The following is a 16,470-nucleotide window of genomic DNA, read 5'->3' as shown; positions in this document are numbered from 1 at the left end:
GCCGCGACCCTACACTTCGCTCCGGGCAACCGGTGGTGCTCCTGCCCAAGGCGGTGCGGCAGAACTCGCGGCGTTCGCTTCGCTCTCTCTGCTCAGACAGCTGCCGCAAGCTAGTTCACGAAGCAAGAGCATCTTGCAGTGCTCTTGCCCGCCTTGGGCACTGCGCTCCTCGGCACGGCCAAAGGGGTGGGAAGCCTGACTCGGGCCATTGCTGCGCTCGGCCCTACACGTATCAGTCGCAAGCGAACGGTTTTACTCCCTCTCCCGCTTGTGGGCGCCCGGCTAGGGGCGCCCGGCTAGGGGAGAGGGCGGGGGAGAGGGTTGGGGTGAGGGTTGGGGTGAGGGTTGGGGCGGCCGGCTTCAGCGCGGCCGGCTTAGGCGCGAGGTCCAATAGGTTGGGCCCCCTTGCTCGAGGTTCGTTCAACTGTGGTACGGCGTCACCCCCATTCAAGCAGACCCAGCAAGCTCGGATTTCGCCAGTGCCATGGGCTGATGCCGATCAGCCAAAAAGCACATCCAACTCACTCTACTAGCGCCGCAAGCGTTCAAACGCTGCAAACTCCCATTCGCGCATGCAAAGCAGCATGGTGTAGCCCTTGCGATCGCTTTTCTTTTGTTTTTGATCGGCTTGATGTTGTTGAGCAAAGTCTTGAGCCAGACGCTGCATGCGTTCGAGGAATGACGGTGCCAGCGCATGGCCAATGCTGCCGTGCACCAGATGCAGGCCTTCGGCGTGGCCATCAAAGCCGCCGCTGAAGTAGTCCAGCACCACGTTTTCTCTGAAGTAGTCCATGACTGGCCCATGAGGCCGCCAGTGAAAAGTCTTGGCCACTTTGAGGCGGTATCTGTTCAGCGGCTTGAGTTCGATGATGCCAATTCGGTCGAGCTGTGCGAGGTACTTGATGACTTCCGCGTTGGTTAATCGGTAGGTGGCCACTATTTGTTCCAGCGTCCATTGGCTCAGTACGTTGATGGCCACCAGCAGCAGTTTCTCGTCTTGCACGACGGCCCGTTCCTGCTCCGCCGTGAGTTGGCTGAGCAGCGGCTGCTCGTCCGCCACGCGGCGCGCGAGTTCTGCGAAGTCAAGCTTGAGCGCGCGGCAGATAGCGTCTATGCGAGAAAGCGGCATGTCGCCTTTGGCCAGCATCCGCTTCACACTGGACTCGGCCATATCCAGAGCCTGGGCCAGGTCTGCGTAGGTCATCTGGGCGGACTTGAGCTCCTTCTTGAGCGCAGAAATGAGATCGGCGGTGGTACTCATGACTTCAAACGATAAGAGATGGGATCGGTATCGAAATATGATACCTTAAGGGTAATTGGGCGAGCATAAGCATCAAATCGAGCTGCGTTGAAATGGGTCTGGATAGATTCCGCACATTCATTGCTAACGGGAGCTTTTGTGCCTTTGTCTGGATTCACCGCCGCCGTACAACGTTGGATTTCGCTTGCTCCGCGCGATGCCGTGAGAGCGCCCACAAGTTCGTCAACCACCGGGCCGACCATGGGGCGACCCCATACGCCAGTGGCAAGCCGGGTCGGGGCAACTTCGACCGCCGAATACCTGCTTGCAGCTTTCGTCCTGCTGGGCTGTGTGGTGGCCGCCCTTGCGCCAGCGGTCATGTTGCCTGAGACCTATCACGCCTTCGCCGATCAGCGTGCCTGGCTCCACATTCCGAACGTGCTGGATGTGCTCACCAATCTCCCTTTCGCCTTGGTCGGCGCTTACATGCTTCATGCGGCCTTGCGCGCTCACGGTGACCTGTCTCCGGCCCATTTCTTCCTGGCGTGCGTGACCGGCGTGGGCCTGCTGGCGACCATGCTGTGTTCATCCATCTACCACCTGCGGCCAGACGCTGCTGGTCTGGCGCTGGACCGCCTGGGCATGTCGTTGGCATTTGCAGGTGTACTTGGATTGGCCGCGGCCAATCGGATCAGCGATCGGGCTGGGTGGTGGCTGGCGTGCATTGTGAGCTTGCTCGCTCCCTGGGCCGCCGTTTGGGACTGGCACACAGGCAACATGACGCCATGGGCGGTGCTGCAGAGTGGGGGACTTGTGTTGTTGCTGGCGCTGGCGATTTGCCGTGAGCGTCCGGGGGCAATGCGCATTCCTTTGTGGTCGGTGCTGGGGTTCTATGCCGTGGCTAAAATCCTTGAGCTTGCCGATGGGCCCGTGCTGGCTCTCACGCATGGATTGATCTCGGGCCACAGCGCCAAGCATCTGGTTGCCGCCTTGGCCTTGTGGCCCGTGGCTTCTTCCCTCCAACGCTTCAGCCGCAAATCATGAGCACGACTTCATCGGATTCCACACCGGGCACCGAGACGCCCAACCAATTTGCGTTACTGAAGCAGCGCCGATTCGCCCCCTTTTTCTGGACGCAATTTGCAGGGGCTGCCAATGACAATCTCTTCAAATTCGCCTTCACGGTGTTGGTAACCTACCAACTCAGTGTGGGTTGGTTGCCACCAGCCATGGCAGGCATGGTGATTGGCGCCCTGTTCATACTGCCTTTTCTGCTCTTCTCGGCCACCAGCGGCCAGCTGTCGGACAAGTTTGAGAAAGCCGCGATGATCCGCCTGGTCAAGAACCTGGAAATCGGCATCATGGTGGTGGCCGCCTGGGCTTTCCTGGCGTCCAACGTCCTTGTCCTGCTGCTTTGTGTCTTTCTGATGGGCCTGCATTCCACGCTCTTCGGGCCTGTGAAATTCGCCTACTTGCCCCAAGCGCTCAATGAGCGCGAACTGACCGGTGGCAACGGGATGTTGGAGATGGGTACCTTCGTGGCCATCCTCCTCGGAAACGTCATCGGCGGCTTGCTGGTGTCCATCCCCGGTATTGGCCACGCTGTAGTGGCGGCAAGCTGCCTGGCCTTGGCGGTCGCGGGCCGGGTGACCGCGCAGTTCATTCCGCGCGCGCCCGCCACAGACCCGGGCCTCGCGATCAACTGGAATCCTGTCACTGAGACCTGGCGCAACCTCAAGTTGGCACGCAGCAACACCGTGGTCTTTCGCTCCATGCTGGGCATTTCATGGATGTGGTTCTTCGGCGCTGTTTTTCTGAGCAATTTCCCTTCCTTTGCCAAGGACGTGCTGCACGGGAACGAACAAGTTGCGTCGCTGCTGCTGGTCCTGTTTTCTGTGGGGGTTGGCGTAGGCTCGCTGCTCTGCGAGAAGCTTTCGCACCGGCAGGTCGAGATCGGTCTGGTGCCCCTGGGTGCTTTGGGCATGACGGTCTTCACCGTCGATCTTTATTTCGCTCTGCAGGGCTTGCCGCCTCACGCAGGGTACACGCTGGGCGCTTTTGTGGCCCAGCCTGCGCATTGGCGCGTCATGGCTGATCTGCTGCTCCTGAGCCTGTTTGCCGGTCTCTACAGCGTGCCCATGTATGCCTTGATCCAGTTGCGCAGTGCGCCTACGCACCGCGCCCGCATCATCGCGGCCAACAATATCCTGAACGCCTTGTTTATGATCGCCAGCGCCTTGATGGCCGGCGCACTGCTGGGAGCCGGGTTCAGTATCTCGCAGATATTCCTGATTCTCGGCATTGCCAATGCCGTAGTGGCTCTTTATATCTTTCTGTTGGTGCCGGAGTATCTGCTGCGCTTTATCGCCTGGGCGGCCTCTCACTTGGTCTATCGCCTGCGGGTCGAAGGCAGCGAGCGCATACCGGTGGACGGCCCAGCCGTCCTGGTGGCCAATCATGTGAGCTTCATTGACGCTGTGCTGCTCATGGCGGTCAGCCCCCGGCCCATTCGTTTTCTTATGGACCACCGCATCTTCAAGACGCCTGTACTGGGCTGGATTTTCCGGCTTGCCAAATGCATCCCGATAGCGCCCCGAGACCAGGATCCCGAGGCCTATCAGCGCGCCTTTGACGAAGCCGCCAAGGTGCTGCGCGAAGGCGATTTGCTGGGCCTTTTCCCTGAAGGTGGCATTACGCGCGATGGCCAGTTGCAGCCCTTCAAAGGCGGCATCATGAAGATATTGGAGCAGGCCGAAGCAGAGGGCCAGAACGTGCCTGTGATCCCCATGGCACTCAACAATCTGTGGGGTTCCTACTTCAGCCGGATAGAAAAAGACGGCGCGATGACCCGGCCCTTCCGACGCGGGATATTCAACAGAGTGGGCTTGAATGTGGGTGACGCCGTGCCGCAGTCGAAGGTGTCACCGGAGCTTCTTCACACCAAGGTAAGTGCGCTCATGGTTCCCTGAGGGAAGCGACAAGCGGTTGAAACTCAGGCACTGCTGACCCTCACCACCATCTCGCGCGCCTTCAAGTAACCACGAAGAAGGTACCCCAACCTACTTACCCTCGCACCGACGCCGGCCGCACCTAATCCGGCCGCCCCAACCCTCACCCCCGCCCTCTCCCCTAGCCGGGCGCCCCTAGCCGGGCGCCCACAAGCGGGAGAGGGAGTAAAACCATCGCTTGCGACTGATAGTTTCAGGGCCGAGCGAAGCAATGGCCCGAGCGGGTATCCCACCCCTTTGGCCGTGCCGAGGAGCGCAGTGCCCAAGGCGGGCAAGAGCACTGCAAGATGCTCTTGCTTCGTGAACTAGCTTGCGGCAGCTGTTTGAGCAGAGTGAGCGAAGCGAATGTCGCGAGTTCTGCCGCACCGCCTTGGGCAGGAGCACCACAGGTTGCCCGAAGCGAAGCGCAGGGTCACGGACAGTGGGGCCGCCTTTTCTTGCGCCAGGTTCTTTTGGCGGACCAAAAGAAGGTGGCTGCGCTGCCGGGCGCACCCCCCGGCCTCCGACCTTAATGCAAGAGCAGAAGACAACTAGAAAGCACAGACAACAACTCAACCGCCGCTTGCCCTCACCGGTTGACCGAACACCAGCCCTCTCTGCATAGACAGGAGACATAGGCAACAGGCGTGCAAGGACATAGGTGACAGGTGTGCAAGGACATAGGTAACACTTCCTTCCGTCAAATTGACGGCAGCAAACCAAGCCCAGAAGTCACCACCCCGTGGTTGCCCCGAGAAACGAACTCGCCTGCCTCGCGCACATGCCCGCCCCCATTCCACCCGCAGTCCGTGCGCGCAAATACCCCCTCTCGCGATGCTACGATGGCAACCCTAACTAAAGCCAAGAGAACGTGATTTCCAATATCCGTTCCCCAATAAAACAAGGAGACCCCATGCCCCGCTTTTCCCCCAAAGCCCTGTCAGCGATCCTGTGCGCATCGGCCATGGCGCTAACCGCTGCTGCACCCGCGTGGTCCCAAGACAAATACCCGTCCCGCAACGTAGAGATCATCCTGCCTTACGCGGCAGGCGGCGGTGTCGATGCAATGGGGCGTGCCTTCGCGCGAGGCGCCGCTCAATTGGCCGGTGGTCAGTGGGTGGTCGTCAACAAGGACGGCGCGGCAGGCATGCTGGGTTTTTCTGCACTTGCCAATGCACAGGCCGATGGCCACACCCTGGTGTTTTCACCGGCCTCTCCCCTGGTGATCACACCCTACGTCACCAAGACCATGCCGTTCAAACTCGACAAGATCGAACCCGTGTGCCAGGTCTTCGAAAACGTGTTTGCCGTCGTCGTAAACCAGGATTCGCCCATCCGCTCCATGAAGGAGCTGGTAGAACGCGCCAAGGCCGCGCCAGGCAAGCTCTCCTATGGTCATGCAGGTACGGGCACGGTTCCTCACCTCTCGGTCGCGTCCATAGAAAAGACCCTGGGCATCAAATTCAATCCTATCCCTTATCGGGGTGATGGCGCTTTGATGCCGCAGCTGATAGGCGGCCAACTGGACTTTGCCGCCCCGGCCATGTCTTCCATCAGTGGCAGAGGGCTGCGTGTACTGGCCGTCATGTCTGACAAGCCACACCCCGGCGCACCTGAGGCGCCTACGCTTTCGCAACTGGGCTATCCATCCGTGGTGCCAGGGCTAAATGGCGTGTATGTGCCGGCGGGTACACCCAAGGCCGTCGTGGATCAACTTCAAGGAATCTGCCAGAAAGTCACTGAATCAGAGGACTTCCGCAAGACGGCCCAGACGCTGCAGCAGACCACCGCCTATCTTCCGGGAGCGGCATTCAAGGCACGCCTGGAGAAGGTCTCGCGCGAAAACGCAGAGCTCATTCCCTCCATCGGCCTGGAGAAGAACTGATGTTTGACGCGTCCAATCTTCGCTATGTTGATATTTCCATGCCGCTGGAGAACGGGGTGCGATCGGACCCTGATATTGCCCGTCCCAAGATTGAGTATCTTGCCCACAACGAGACGGTGCCACGCATTCAGACCTTTTTTCCTGGGCTCAAGGCTGAAGAGCTGCCAGACGCAGCCGGGTGGGCCCTCGAGAAGGTGCAATTGACCACCCACAATGGCACGCACCTGGACGCGCCCTACCATTTTCACCCGACGATGAACCATGCCTCGGGGCACCCCGAAAAGGCCATGACCATCGACGAAGTGCCTCTGGACTGGTGTTTTCGCCCTGGTGTGAAGCTGGATTTCCGCCACTTCGATAATGGCTACGTGGTCACTGCCGCTGACGTGGCTGCCGAGCTCGAACGCATAGACCACAAGCTTCAGCCGTTTGACATTGTGGTGGTCAACACCAAGGCAGGAGGGCTGTACGGCAAGGACGAATACGTAGACTCAGGATGCGGCATGGGCCGGGAAGCTACGCTTTACCTGCTGGAGCGTGGCGTGCGCCTGACCGGTACAGACGCCTGGAGCTGGGACGCTCCCTTTGTCTACACCCAGAAGAAAGTGGCGGAAACGGGTGACAAGTCACTGATCTGGGAAGGCCATAAAGCCGGTCGCGACATTGGATACTGCCACCTGGAAAAGCTGCACAACCTGGAAGCCTTACCGCCTCACGGCTTTCTGATCAGCTGCTTTCCGGTCAAGGTCAAAGCGGCGTCCGCTGGCTGGACGCGCGCAGTGGCCATTTTCGGTATGTAAGGCTACACGCCGCGCGCACGCTCGGTGTGAAAGCGCGCCATGAATTCGCTGAAAGCGTTGGCTTCCAAGGCGTCTCTCACTTCCTGCATGAGTTGCAGGTAGTAGTGCAGGTTGTGGACAGTGGCCAGCATGGGCGCCAGCATCTCGCCACAGCGCTCCAGATGGTGGAGGTAAGCGCGGCTGAAGCCCTCGCGCCCGCCGTCCTGCCAGGAAACGCCAGAGCTGCCTGCACAGGCGTGGCAGGTGCAGCTCTCGTCAATCGGCTTATGGTCGGTCTTGTGCCGCGCATTGCGGATCTTGAGGTCTCCGAAGCGGGTGAACAAATGGCCGTTGCGAGCGTTGCGCGTAGGCATGACGCAATCAAACATGTCCACGCCATGTTGCACGCCGTAGACCAGGTCTTCGGGGGTGCCTACACCCATGAGGTAGCGGGGCTTGTTGGCAGGCAGCCGGTGAGGAGAGTGCGCCGTGATGCGCTGCATATCCTCCTTGGGTTCGCCCACGCTGACGCCACCAATGGCGTAGCCAGGAAAATCCATCTCCACCAGGGCTTCGAGTGATTCCTGTCGCAGATGCTCGAACATGCCGCCTTGAACGATGCCGAACAAGGCGTTCGGATTCTCGAGTCGGGCAAACTCTGCCTGGCAGCGCTTGGCCCAGCGCAGTGAAAGCTCCATCGAAGTGCGCGCCTCACGCTCGGTGGTGATCTTGCCCTTGGTTTCGTAGGGCGTGCACTCGTCAAACTGCATGACGATGTCACTGTTCAACGTGGTCTGGACCTGCATGCTGATCTCAGGCGTGAGAAACAGCTTGTCGCCATTGACGGGGGACGCAAACTTCACCCCTTCTTCGCTGATCTTGCGCATTTCCCCCAAAGACCAGACCTGAAAACCACCAGAGTCCGTGAGGATGGGCTTTTGCCAGTTTTCGAAGCCGTGCAAGCCTTCAAATGACTGAATGACGTCGAGCCCCGGCCGCATCCACAGATGAAAGGTGTTGCCTAGAATGATCTGGGCGCCCATTTCATGCAAGCTGCGCGGCATGACCCCTTTGACCGTGCCATAGGTACCTACTGGCATGAAGATAGGGGTCTCCACCACACCATGGTTCAGCGTCAGCCGACCCCTGCGGGCATGGCTGGAGGAATCCGTCGCTAACAGTTCGAAGCTCAGCATCAATGGCAGCGGTTAGTGGGCGGACTGACTTTTGCGTGCCGTCACAAGGAAACCAGGCAGAGGCTCGCCTGCTTCAAGGCGAAGCTGAGGCAAAAGCTCGATCTGGATGTCTTCGAAACCTGCGCTCTCGCACCACTTCCGCACGGCAGAAGCCTTGTGCGCGAAACGGCTTGTGGGGCGCAGAACCAGGTCCTCTTCGTCCTCGGAGGCGGATTCGCATGAAAAAATGAAATGGCCGCCTGGCTTGAGAATCCGCAGTGCGTTGGGGATGACCTCGGAAAGGTCGCCCACATACACCAGCACGTCACAGCAGGTAATGGCCTCGTAGTGATCCGTGGGCGTGTTGCGCAGCGCGTCAAGCACGTTGACGGTGTGAAAGCGCTCGTACACGCCGTGCTGGGCAGCCTTGCGGATCATTTCTTCTGAGAGATCCACACCAATGATATAGCCATCAATGCGACCGACGCAGAGGCCGACCAGCCCTGTTCCACAACCAAGGTCCAACAGATTGAACTTTCGATCTGGGTGCGCCTGCAGGAGGATGTCTGCGGCTTTCTGCGGCACCCGGTATTGAAGTTCGCGCCAGAGGGTTTGGTCAAAGGTTGACGCAGCGGAATCGAAACGCGCCTTGATCTCGTCTTCTGGCAACGTTGTAGGTTGCTCTCCGCGCGCGAGGGCCAGCACATGCTGGTGCGATGAATTGGAAGGCTCCAGTTGCACCAGAGCCTCGGCGTCCTGCTTGGCCTGAGCAAGCTGGCCGAGGGCCAGCGCGGCGCGGGCTCGGCCAGACAGGGTTTCGGTGTCCCAGGGTTGTTCCTGGACCAGTTCGTTGTACATGTTCATAGCTTCTTCTGCTTCGTCCGCGGCGAGCAGTTGCTTGGCCAGAAGTGAGCGGTAGTCGTAGTCGTCGGGCTTGAGCTCGACCAGTTTCCGGAGCCAGGCCACCGTGGTGGGCAGATCATTGGCCTGGATTGCAATACCTGCGGCACGACTGACCACACTCAGGTCATCCGGCGCGAAGCTCACACCACGCCGTGCGTGGACCAGCGCATCGGCAGGTTTACCCTGGCGTAACAACAGCATGGCCAGTTCCATCTCGGCCACTTGCCAGCCAGGCGCTGCTGTCAGTGCCTGGCGAGCGGCCTGCAGGGCACCATCTGGGTTGCCAGCTTGTTCAGCCAGGCGTGATGCCAGCAGAAAAATGCGTGAATCGGCTCCGAAGCGTTTCCGGGCATCGTTGAGGGCTTGAGCGGCCTGTGGCAGTTGACGGGTTGCGATCAGCGAGCCGATGCGCTGCAGTTCCTGAGTCAGGACGTCATTGGAAATGGTGTATTTGCTCATGAGCGCCGTAGGGCGTTGAAGGCCGGTAGAGTTCAGCGGAAAAGGGCGGACACAGCCACGCAAGCGCGCGATCCGTGAAAACCTCAATTATCGTGCATCACATCCAGAGTGAAGCACGGCGCAATGGGCTATAAGCCAGAATGCCGCAGGCAAGACCTGCCCGACACTAGTTTAAAGAGAGAAAGCGTCCACCATGACCCACTGGATCGATGTCGCCGCAGAAGATGATATTTTCGAAGGTTCCAGCCTGGCTGTCGCGCCGCAAGGACGGGATATTGCGGTCTACAAAACCGAAAGTGGAGAAATATTTGCCACCAGTAACGCCTGTTCCCACGGCATCGCTCAGCTGAGCGAAGGTTACTTGCAAGGCTATGAAGTCGAATGCCCCCATCACCAGGGGCGCTTCGATATCCGCACCGGCCAGCCGACGGAGCCCCCGTGTATCGCGCCCATCAAGATCTACCCTGTCCGGATAGAAGGCGGTCGGGTGTTTCTGGCGCTTTGACCTGAAGAGCCGAACCCTGTGTAAATGGGCGCGGGACGCGGGATGCAAAAACGCGGAGTCGGCTCGCGGAGCCCGTCAGGCTCTATTTATTCTTCAGTTTGCCGCGCAATGGCACCGTGGTGACGGGGGCCACTGGGCGGTCGGAACCGCCCGACGGCTTGGGAACTGAGGTGTCCTTCTTGGGCTTTTTCACCATTTTGTCGTGTTGTATGCCTTTGGCCATGAGGTTTCTCCTGTAAGGGTTGCGGGCTGATTCCCAATGGTGAGTATCGTAAGCGACAACGTGGCCCCGAGAGGCCCATCTCGCCTGGTTTTCAGCGTCTTTTGAGGCGGCTTAAACGTCTTCGGCCTCTCGCCGTTCCAGCCACATGGCGTCGCCATAGCTGAAGAAGCGGTATTTCTCGCGTACAGCGTGAGCGTACAAGGCCATGACGTGCTCATATCCTGCAAAAGCACTGATCATCATCATCAGCGTGCTGCGCGGCAAGTGAAAATTTGTGACCATGGCGTCCACGACCTGAAAGCGAAAACCTGGCGTGATGAATATGCCTGTGTCGCCCCGGGCTTCTGAGCTTTGCGCCCAGGATTCCAGGGTGCGCACGCTGGTGGTTCCCACCGCGACGATCCGGCCGCCACGGGCTCTGCATTCTGCGATGGCGTGTTGGGTAGCCTCCGGGACCTCGTAGCGCTCCCGGTGCATCACGTGATCGGCGATGTTCTCGGTCTTTACCGGCTGGAACGTGCCAGCACCCACATGCAAGGTCACGAATGCGCGGCGCACGCCACGCGCTTCAAGCTGCGCCAGAATGCCCTCGTCAAAGTGCAGGGCGGCCGTGGGGGCCGCAACGGCGCCGGGTTTGCTCGCAAAGACGGTCTGGTAGCGCGAGACATCGTCTGCGGTGTCTGTATGGGTGATGTAGGGCGGAAGGGGCACATGGCCATGCGCGGCCATGAGTGCATAGGGTTCGGTAGACAGTCGCAGATGAAACAACGGCCCATCTGCATCCGGCCACCGGCCCAGCAGCACGGCTTGCGTGTTGCCAGGCAAGTGCAGGGTATCTCCCACGCGTGGCTTTTTGCTGACTTTCATATGAGCGGCGACATCCTGACCGCCCAGCACACGCTCAATCAGAAGTTCCAGTTTGCCGCCGGTGGCCTTTTCGCCGAAAAGGCGCGCTTTGACCACCTGGGTGTCGTTGAAAATCATCAGGTCGCCTTCGCGGAGCAGCGAAGGCAGATCCAGAAACTGGCGGTCCCTGGGGACCGGGCCGCTTCCGTCGAGCAAGCGAGAACCGCTGCGGTCTGCAGCGGGGTATTGGGCGATGAGTTCGGGGGGCAGAGCGAAGTCGAAATCGCTCGTGGAATAGCTGCGCATGAAAAAGAAAGTGTGGTTCGTGTTGCAATGGCGTTGCCCGTGCATTTGCCAACGCGGCAGAATTGTCCCATGCCCACTTCGGCCCAGCCTTTAGCCCCCCCCAAACTCAGCGCACCCCAAAAGGCGCTGCGCAAGCTCGGACTTGTGCGCGATATCGATCTGGCGCTTCATCTGCCCCTGCGCTACGAAGACGAGACGCGGATCGTGCGGCTGCGTGATGCGCGCCATGGAGATCTGGTGCAGGTTGAGGCTGAAGTCACGCATTCTGAGGTCAGCTTCCGTCCGCGCCGCCAATTGCTGGTGACTCTGTTCGACGGCAGCGACCAATGCGTGCTGCGGTTTTTCAATTTCTATCCCTCTCAGCAAAAGCAGATGGCCGTGGGCGCTCGTCTGCGGGTACGGGGAGAGGTGCGTGGTGGGCTGACTGGGTGGACCATGATGCATCCGGTGGTTCGGGCTGCCGGAGGAGATTTGCCCGCATCCCTGACGCCGGTTTATTCCACCGTAGCGGCCTTGCCCCAGGCCTACCTGCGCAAAGCGGTGCTGGCCGGATTGGCCAGGGCTGATCTGTCCGAGACCATAGCGCAGCCTTGCCTGGACCAGGTCAATCAACTGGCGTCATGGGGCTTGCGCGACGCCCTGACATTCCTGCATTTGCCTACCCCCGACGTATCCCTGTCGCAGCTGGAGGACCGTACTCATCCTGCCTGGCACCGCCTGAAAGCGGAAGAGTTGCTGGCGCAGCAACTTTCTCAGTTTGAGGCCCGGCGAGAGCGCGAGCACTTGCGGGCCCCGCCCTTGGTGGCAGCCAGGGGAGGGTTGCATGAGAAGCTGTTGTCTGTCCTGCCTTTCGGTCTGACAGGGGCGCAGCGCCGGGTAGGCGAAGAAATTGCGCGTGACTTGTCCCATGTGCAACCCATGCACCGCCTTCTGCAGGGTGATGTCGGTAGCGGCAAGACCGTGGTGGCCGCGCTCGCGGCGGCCATCGCCATCGACGCTGGTTGGCAGTGCGCATTGATGGCGCCCACAGAAATCCTGGCGGAGCAGCACTTTGCCAAGCTGGCCGAATGGTTGTCCCCCCTGTTGCAAGAGCGTGGCCAAAGGGTGGCCTGGCTCACCGGCAGCCAGAAGAAAAAAGCGCGCGGAGAAATGCTGGCGCTGATTGCCAGCGGTGAGGCGGCGTTGATTGTCGGCACCCATGCGGTGATTCAGGAACAAGTGAGTTTCTTCAAGCTGGGGCTTGCGGTCATAGATGAGCAGCACCGGTTTGGCGTTCAGCAGCGGCTCGACTTGCGCAAGAAGACGGCAGGTTCTGGGGGTGAAGCCAGAGAACCTCACCTGCTCATGATGAGCGCCACGCCCATCCCGCGGACGCTTGCCATGAGCTATTACGCAGATCTGGACGTTTCCACCCTGGACGAGCTTCCGCCAGGCCGAACGCCTGTGGTGACCAAGCTCGTGGCGGCTCACCGCCGCGATGAAGTCATCGAGCGCATCCGTTCGCAGATCACGCAAGGTAGGCAGGTGTACTGGGTTTGTCCGCTGATTGAGGAGAGCGAGGCGCTGGACTTGCGCAACGCGACTGAAACCCACGATGAACTCGCCGCAGCGCTGCCCGGCGTCGCGATAGGCCTGCTGCACTCTCGGATGCCTACCGCAGATAAAAAGCAGGTGATGGCGAAATTTACTTCTGGTGAGACTTTGGTCCTGGTGTCCACCACCGTGATCGAGGTTGGTGTGGACGTGCCCAACGCCAGCTTGATGGTGATCGAGCATGCAGAGCGTTTTGGCCTCAGCCAACTGCACCAGCTGCGTGGACGAGTCGGACGCGGCAGCGCTGCGTCCGCCTGTATATTGCTTTATGAGGCCCCCGAGGGTGGCAGGTTGAGTGAGTCCGCGCGCGCCCGTTTGAAGGCCATGGTGGAGACCAGCGATGGTTTTGAGATTGCACGACGGGATCTGGATATACGCGGCCCTGGTGAGTTCATGGGGGCACGTCAGTCCGGTGCGGCCTTGCTGAGGTTTGCCGATTTGACGGAAGATGCGGATCTATTGGCGTGGGCCCAGCAAGCAGCACCGCTTATGCTGACCCGCTACCCCAACCTGGCCCGTCTTCATATCGAAAGATGGCTGGGCGGAAAAGCAGAGTACCTGAAGGCCTGATCATGAAACCATTGAAACGTGCTCTACGTCGTCCGGATCGATCCCCTGGGGAGATCGTGGCCACGGCCTACGCGTGTTCAAGAGGACAGGTGGGTTGAGATGACACTGACCGAACTGAAATATATTGTGGCCGTGATCTTTCGAAGGGAAGGGCGAGGGGACCCACGCAGTGGGGATCGACCCCGTAGGGAGATCGTGGCCACGGCCTACGCGTGTTCAAGAGGACAGGTGGGTTGAGATGACACTGACCGAACTGAAATATATTGTGGCCGTGGCCCGCGAGAAGCATTTCGGCAAAGCTGCCGAGGCCTGTTTCGTGTCACAACCTACACTATCTGTGGCCATCAAGAAGCTTGAGGATGAGCTGGAACTCAAGCTCTTCGAGCGCAGTGCCGGAGAAGTGAGCGTCACCCCATTGGGCGAAGAAATTGTGCGCCAGGCGCAGAGCGTGCTGGAGCAAGCCGCGGAGATCAAGGAAATTGCCAAGCGCGGTAAAAGCCCCTTGAGCGGGCCCCTCACATTGGGTGTGATCTACACCATTGGCCCCTATCTACTGCCTGATCTCGTACGCCAGATCATCAGGCATACACCGCAGATGCCCCTCATGCTGCAGGAGAACTTCACCGTGCGCCTGCTTGAAATGCTGCGCACCGGAGAAATAGATTGCGCCATCCTCGCAGAGCCGTTTCCTGACACCGGCCTGGCCATCGCTCCGCTCTACGACGAACCCTTCATGGCCGCGGTTCCTGCGAGCCATCCCCTGGCGCAGGGGCGCACGGTCACGACCGAGCAGCTCAAGAATGAAACCATGCTGCTGCTGGGCAACGGCCATTGCTTTCGAGACCACGTACTGCAGGTCTGCCCCGAGTTTGCGCGGTTTTCCAGCGACGCTGAAGGGATTCGCAAAAGCTTCGAAGGCTCATCTTTGGAGACCATCAAGCACATGGTGGCCGCAGGCATGGGTGTGACCCTGGTGCCGCGCCTGTCAGTCCCTGCAGAGGCGCTGGCCGCTCAGCAGCAAGCAGAGAAGCCGGGAGCCGCAGCCCATGCGCCTCGAAGTGACGAATTTGTACGGTATCTCCCCATTGAGGACAAAGGTCCCGGTGGCCCTCCCATGCGCAGAGTGGTGCTGGCATGGCGGCGCAGCTTCACTCGGTACGAAGCCATTGCGGCGCTGCGCAATGCGGTTTATGCCTGCGAACTCCCAGGGGTTCAGCGGCTGTCATGAGCGTCCCGACCGAATCGATCGCGCCCGATCCCACTGCGACCCAAGCCGCGTCTGTGTTTGACCCCTACGCGCCATGGATGTTGGCCGGATTGCTGTTGTTGGCGGCTTGGGGCCTGGCGCGGCGCTGGCGGCGGGCCGAATTACGAGGACGGCTTGGTGTTCCAGCGCCCGAGGCACCGCTTCCTCGTCTGCCTTGGGCAGTTGCAGCGCCGCTGCTCTTCACCCTCTCGTTTCTCTTTGGCCTGCTGGCGTGGAGCGTCACCCTAGGCACGCACTCCGCCCTGGGGCAATTTTTGCGTCGGTGGGACGATACAGCTCAGCAGTGGGCCAAGGGCCTTAGCGTCCCCGGTGTCCATGGGCTAGCGGCGTTGCTGACCGAAATCGGGCGCGGGGGCGCATTGGTGCTGCTGGTCGGACTGGTGGCGCTTTTGCTGTTGCGGCGGCGCCAGGGCTTTCTGGCTTTGGCCTGGATCACAGCTTGCGCGGCCAACGGTTTGACTGTCCGTGTACTCAAGGCTTTCATCGGCCGGGCTCGGCCCCCGGAGTCGACCGAAGCCGCCTTTGCCGGATTGAGCTTTCCCAGTGGCCATGCAGCTGGCGCAGTCATGGTGCTGGGTCTGCTGGTGTGGCTGCTGCAGGATTGGGCACCACCGTCTCGCCGCGCCTGGTGGGCTTTGCTTGGCGGCCTCCTGATCATCGGCATCGCCGTGAGCCGGGTGATCTTGCAAGCGCATTACATGACCGATGTATTCGGTGGCCTATTGCTGGGTGCTTGCTCTCTCGTGTTGACGATTGCAGTGATGGAGCACGCGCGCCGCTGGTGAGTGGTGCGCGACAATGCCCAGTTAAAGGCGCCGAAGCGCTGGCTTACGTATTTCAGAATGACTTCCTCTTCCAAAGACCTTGCCCCAGCCGTCCGCAGCCGACTTTCCCTGTACCTCGACCTGATTCGATGGAACCGGCCTGCCGGCTGGCTGTTGTTGCTGTGGCCCTCGCTTAGCGCGCTTTGGCTGGCCCACGGAGGTTTTCCAGGATGGCATCTCGTGATCGTATTCACGCTGGGTACCATCCTGATGCGCTCGGCCGGCTGCTGCATCAATGACGTCGCCGACCGGGATTTTGACCGCCACGTCAAAAGGACCGCCGCGCGCCCTGTCACCAGCGGCCTGGTCAGCGTGAAGGAGGCGCTTGGCCTTGGAGCTGTACTGGCCTTCCTGGCGTTCTGTCTGGTGCTCACCACCAATGCACACACCATCGCATGGGCCTTCCCAGCGCTCGCCGTCACCGTGATCTACCCTTATGCCAAGCGTTACGTATCCATGCCACAGGCGGTGCTGGGCGTGGCTTTCAGCTTTGGCATCCCTATGGCGTATGCAGCCGTGCAAGCCAGCATTCCACTGGAGGCCTGGATACTGTTGATTGGCAATTTGTTCTGGGTCTTGGCCTATGACACAGAGTACGCCATGGTTGACAGAGACGACGACCTGCGTATCGGCATGAAAACCTCAGCCATCACTCTGGGCCGGTTCGACGTGTTGGCGATCACGGGCTTCTACCTCATCTATCTGGCGATCTGGCTTGCTGTCAGTTGGCAGCATGTGCCCGGCCCCCTGTTGCTCTTGGCTTTTGCGGTGGCGTTGGCGCAGGTGGTCTGGCACCATTCCTTGATCAAGAACCGCACACGAGAAGGCTGCTTCAAGGCTTTTCGTCTCAACCATTGGCTAGGCTTTACCCTGTTCGCGGGATTGCTTCTTTCCTACTGAGGCGCTGC

General features: G+C 60.2%; 14 protein-coding genes. 9 read left to right on the top strand and 5 right to left on the bottom strand.

Annotation, left to right across the window (positions count from 1 at the left end; genetic code table 11):
- Window positions 1–529: 529 nt before the first annotated feature.
- Window positions 530–1,261 (bottom strand): helix-turn-helix domain-containing protein, encoded by a 732-nt coding sequence (locus ABIE13_RS20500; RefSeq protein ID WP_354446859.1) that lies wholly within the window; start codon window positions 1,259–1,261, stop codon window positions 530–532.
- A gap of 240 nt (window positions 1,262–1,501) precedes the next feature.
- Between ABIE13_RS20500 and ABIE13_RS20495 the strand changes: the two genes are divergently transcribed.
- From ABIE13_RS20495 to ABIE13_RS20480, 4 genes are all read left to right on the top strand, one after another.
- Complete coding sequence (locus ABIE13_RS20495; RefSeq protein WP_354446857.1) at window positions 1,502–2,284, top strand: hypothetical protein; 783 nt, start codon at window positions 1,502–1,504, stop codon at window positions 2,282–2,284.
- On the top strand, window positions 2,281–4,209 hold the full coding sequence (locus ABIE13_RS20490; RefSeq protein ID WP_354446855.1) for an MFS transporter: 1,929 nt from the start codon (window positions 2,281–2,283) through the stop codon (window positions 4,207–4,209). The genes ABIE13_RS20495 and ABIE13_RS20490 overlap by 4 nt, the downstream gene beginning before the upstream one ends.
- A 931-nt stretch (window positions 4,210–5,140) precedes the next feature.
- Window positions 5,141–6,112 (top strand): tripartite tricarboxylate transporter substrate binding protein, encoded by a 972-nt coding sequence (locus tag ABIE13_RS20485; protein ID WP_354446853.1) that lies wholly within the window; start codon window positions 5,141–5,143, stop codon window positions 6,110–6,112.
- Entirely contained in the window at window positions 6,112–6,912 is an 801-nt protein-coding gene (locus ABIE13_RS20480) for a cyclase family protein (protein WP_354446851.1), read from the top strand. The genes ABIE13_RS20485 and ABIE13_RS20480 overlap by 1 nt, the downstream gene beginning before the upstream one ends.
- Before the next feature lie 2 nt (window positions 6,913–6,914).
- Here ABIE13_RS20480 and tgt read toward each other — a convergent pair whose 3' ends face one another.
- Both tgt and ABIE13_RS20470 read right to left on the bottom strand, forming a co-directional pair.
- Window positions 6,915–8,087 (bottom strand): tRNA guanosine(34) transglycosylase Tgt, encoded by a 1,173-nt coding sequence (tgt, locus tag ABIE13_RS20475; protein WP_354446849.1) that lies wholly within the window; start codon window positions 8,085–8,087, stop codon window positions 6,915–6,917.
- Window positions 8,088–8,099: 12 nt separating this feature from the next.
- Complete coding sequence (locus ABIE13_RS20470) at window positions 8,100–9,428, bottom strand: methyltransferase domain-containing protein (protein ID WP_354446847.1); 1,329 nt, start codon at window positions 9,426–9,428, stop codon at window positions 8,100–8,102.
- A 193-nt stretch (window positions 9,429–9,621) separates the two neighbouring features.
- Between ABIE13_RS20470 and ABIE13_RS20465 the strand changes: the two genes are divergently transcribed.
- On the top strand, window positions 9,622–9,933 hold the full coding sequence (locus tag ABIE13_RS20465; protein WP_354446845.1) for a non-heme iron oxygenase ferredoxin subunit: 312 nt from the start codon (window positions 9,622–9,624) through the stop codon (window positions 9,931–9,933).
- Between the two features lie 82 nt (window positions 9,934–10,015).
- On the opposite strand, the gene ABIE13_RS20460 is transcribed toward ABIE13_RS20465, so the two are convergent.
- Window positions 10,016–10,156, bottom strand: coding sequence for a hypothetical protein (locus tag ABIE13_RS20460; RefSeq protein ID WP_354446843.1), 141 nt, complete (start codon window positions 10,154–10,156; stop codon window positions 10,016–10,018).
- Between the two features lie 111 nt (window positions 10,157–10,267).
- Window positions 10,268–11,308 carry a tRNA preQ1(34) S-adenosylmethionine ribosyltransferase-isomerase QueA gene (gene queA / locus ABIE13_RS20455; RefSeq protein WP_354446841.1) on the bottom strand — a complete coding sequence of 347 codons (1,041 nt, stop codon included), beginning with the start codon at window positions 11,306–11,308 and terminating at the stop codon, window positions 10,268–10,270.
- Between the two features lie 69 nt (window positions 11,309–11,377).
- Between queA and recG the strand changes: the two genes are divergently transcribed.
- From recG to ubiA, 4 genes are all read left to right on the top strand, one after another.
- Window positions 11,378–13,471 carry an ATP-dependent DNA helicase RecG gene (gene recG, locus ABIE13_RS20450; RefSeq protein WP_354446839.1) on the top strand — a complete coding sequence of 698 codons (2,094 nt, stop codon included), beginning with the start codon at window positions 11,378–11,380 and terminating at the stop codon, window positions 13,469–13,471.
- A gap of 238 nt (window positions 13,472–13,709) precedes the next feature.
- Window positions 13,710–14,699 carry a LysR substrate-binding domain-containing protein gene (locus ABIE13_RS20445; protein ID WP_354446837.1) on the top strand — a complete coding sequence of 330 codons (990 nt, stop codon included), beginning with the start codon at window positions 13,710–13,712 and terminating at the stop codon, window positions 14,697–14,699.
- The gene (locus tag ABIE13_RS20440) at window positions 14,696–15,523 is read left to right on the top strand and encodes a phosphatase PAP2 family protein (protein ID WP_354446835.1); all 828 of its coding nucleotides are present in this window, start codon (window positions 14,696–14,698) and stop codon (window positions 15,521–15,523) included. The genes ABIE13_RS20445 and ABIE13_RS20440 overlap by 4 nt, the downstream gene beginning before the upstream one ends.
- A 57-nt stretch (window positions 15,524–15,580) precedes the next feature.
- Window positions 15,581–16,462 carry a 4-hydroxybenzoate octaprenyltransferase gene (ubiA, locus tag ABIE13_RS20435; RefSeq protein ID WP_354446833.1) on the top strand — a complete coding sequence of 294 codons (882 nt, stop codon included), beginning with the start codon at window positions 15,581–15,583 and terminating at the stop codon, window positions 16,460–16,462.
- Window positions 16,463–16,470 lie beyond the last annotated feature (8 nt).

This window comes from Ottowia thiooxydans, from assembly GCF_040548795.1.
Classification (GTDB): domain Bacteria; phylum Pseudomonadota; class Gammaproteobacteria; order Burkholderiales; family Burkholderiaceae_C; genus Ottowia; species Ottowia thiooxydans_A.
The sequence above is the reverse complement of the archived record's forward strand: the minus strand, read 5'-3'. Positions and strand labels throughout refer to the sequence as shown.

What these genes read in the sequence shown, in the direction of transcription:
- ABIE13_RS20495 (WP_354446857.1), top strand. Translation starts at nt 1,502, where the DNA reads ATGGGGCGACCCCATACGCCAGTGGCAAGCCGGGTCGGGGCAACTTCG.
- ABIE13_RS20440 (WP_354446835.1), top strand. Translation starts at nt 14,696, where the DNA reads ATGAGCGTCCCGACCGAATCGATCGCGCCCGATCCCACTGCGACCCAA.
- recG (WP_354446839.1), top strand. Translation starts at nt 11,378, where the DNA reads ATGCCCACTTCGGCCCAGCCTTTAGCCCCCCCCAAACTCAGCGCACCC.
- ABIE13_RS20480 (WP_354446851.1), top strand. Translation starts at nt 6,112, where the DNA reads ATGTTTGACGCGTCCAATCTTCGCTATGTTGATATTTCCATGCCGCTG.
- ubiA (WP_354446833.1), top strand. Translation starts at nt 15,581, where the DNA reads ATGACTTCCTCTTCCAAAGACCTTGCCCCAGCCGTCCGCAGCCGACTT.
- tgt (WP_354446849.1), bottom strand. Translation starts at nt 8,087, where the DNA reads ATGCTGAGCTTCGAACTGTTAGCGACGGATTCCTCCAGCCATGCCCGC.
- ABIE13_RS20490 (WP_354446855.1), top strand. Translation starts at nt 2,281, where the DNA reads ATGAGCACGACTTCATCGGATTCCACACCGGGCACCGAGACGCCCAAC.
- ABIE13_RS20445 (WP_354446837.1), top strand. Translation starts at nt 13,710, where the DNA reads ATGACACTGACCGAACTGAAATATATTGTGGCCGTGGCCCGCGAGAAG.
- ABIE13_RS20470 (WP_354446847.1), bottom strand. Translation starts at nt 9,428, where the DNA reads ATGAGCAAATACACCATTTCCAATGACGTCCTGACTCAGGAACTGCAG.
- queA (WP_354446841.1), bottom strand. Translation starts at nt 11,308, where the DNA reads ATGCGCAGCTATTCCACGAGCGATTTCGACTTCGCTCTGCCCCCCGAA.
- ABIE13_RS20500 (WP_354446859.1), bottom strand. Translation starts at nt 1,261, where the DNA reads ATGAGTACCACCGCCGATCTCATTTCTGCGCTCAAGAAGGAGCTCAAG.
- ABIE13_RS20485 (WP_354446853.1), top strand. Translation starts at nt 5,141, where the DNA reads ATGCCCCGCTTTTCCCCCAAAGCCCTGTCAGCGATCCTGTGCGCATCG.
- ABIE13_RS20465 (WP_354446845.1), top strand. Translation starts at nt 9,622, where the DNA reads ATGACCCACTGGATCGATGTCGCCGCAGAAGATGATATTTTCGAAGGT.
- ABIE13_RS20460 (WP_354446843.1), bottom strand. Translation starts at nt 10,156, where the DNA reads ATGGCCAAAGGCATACAACACGACAAAATGGTGAAAAAGCCCAAGAAG.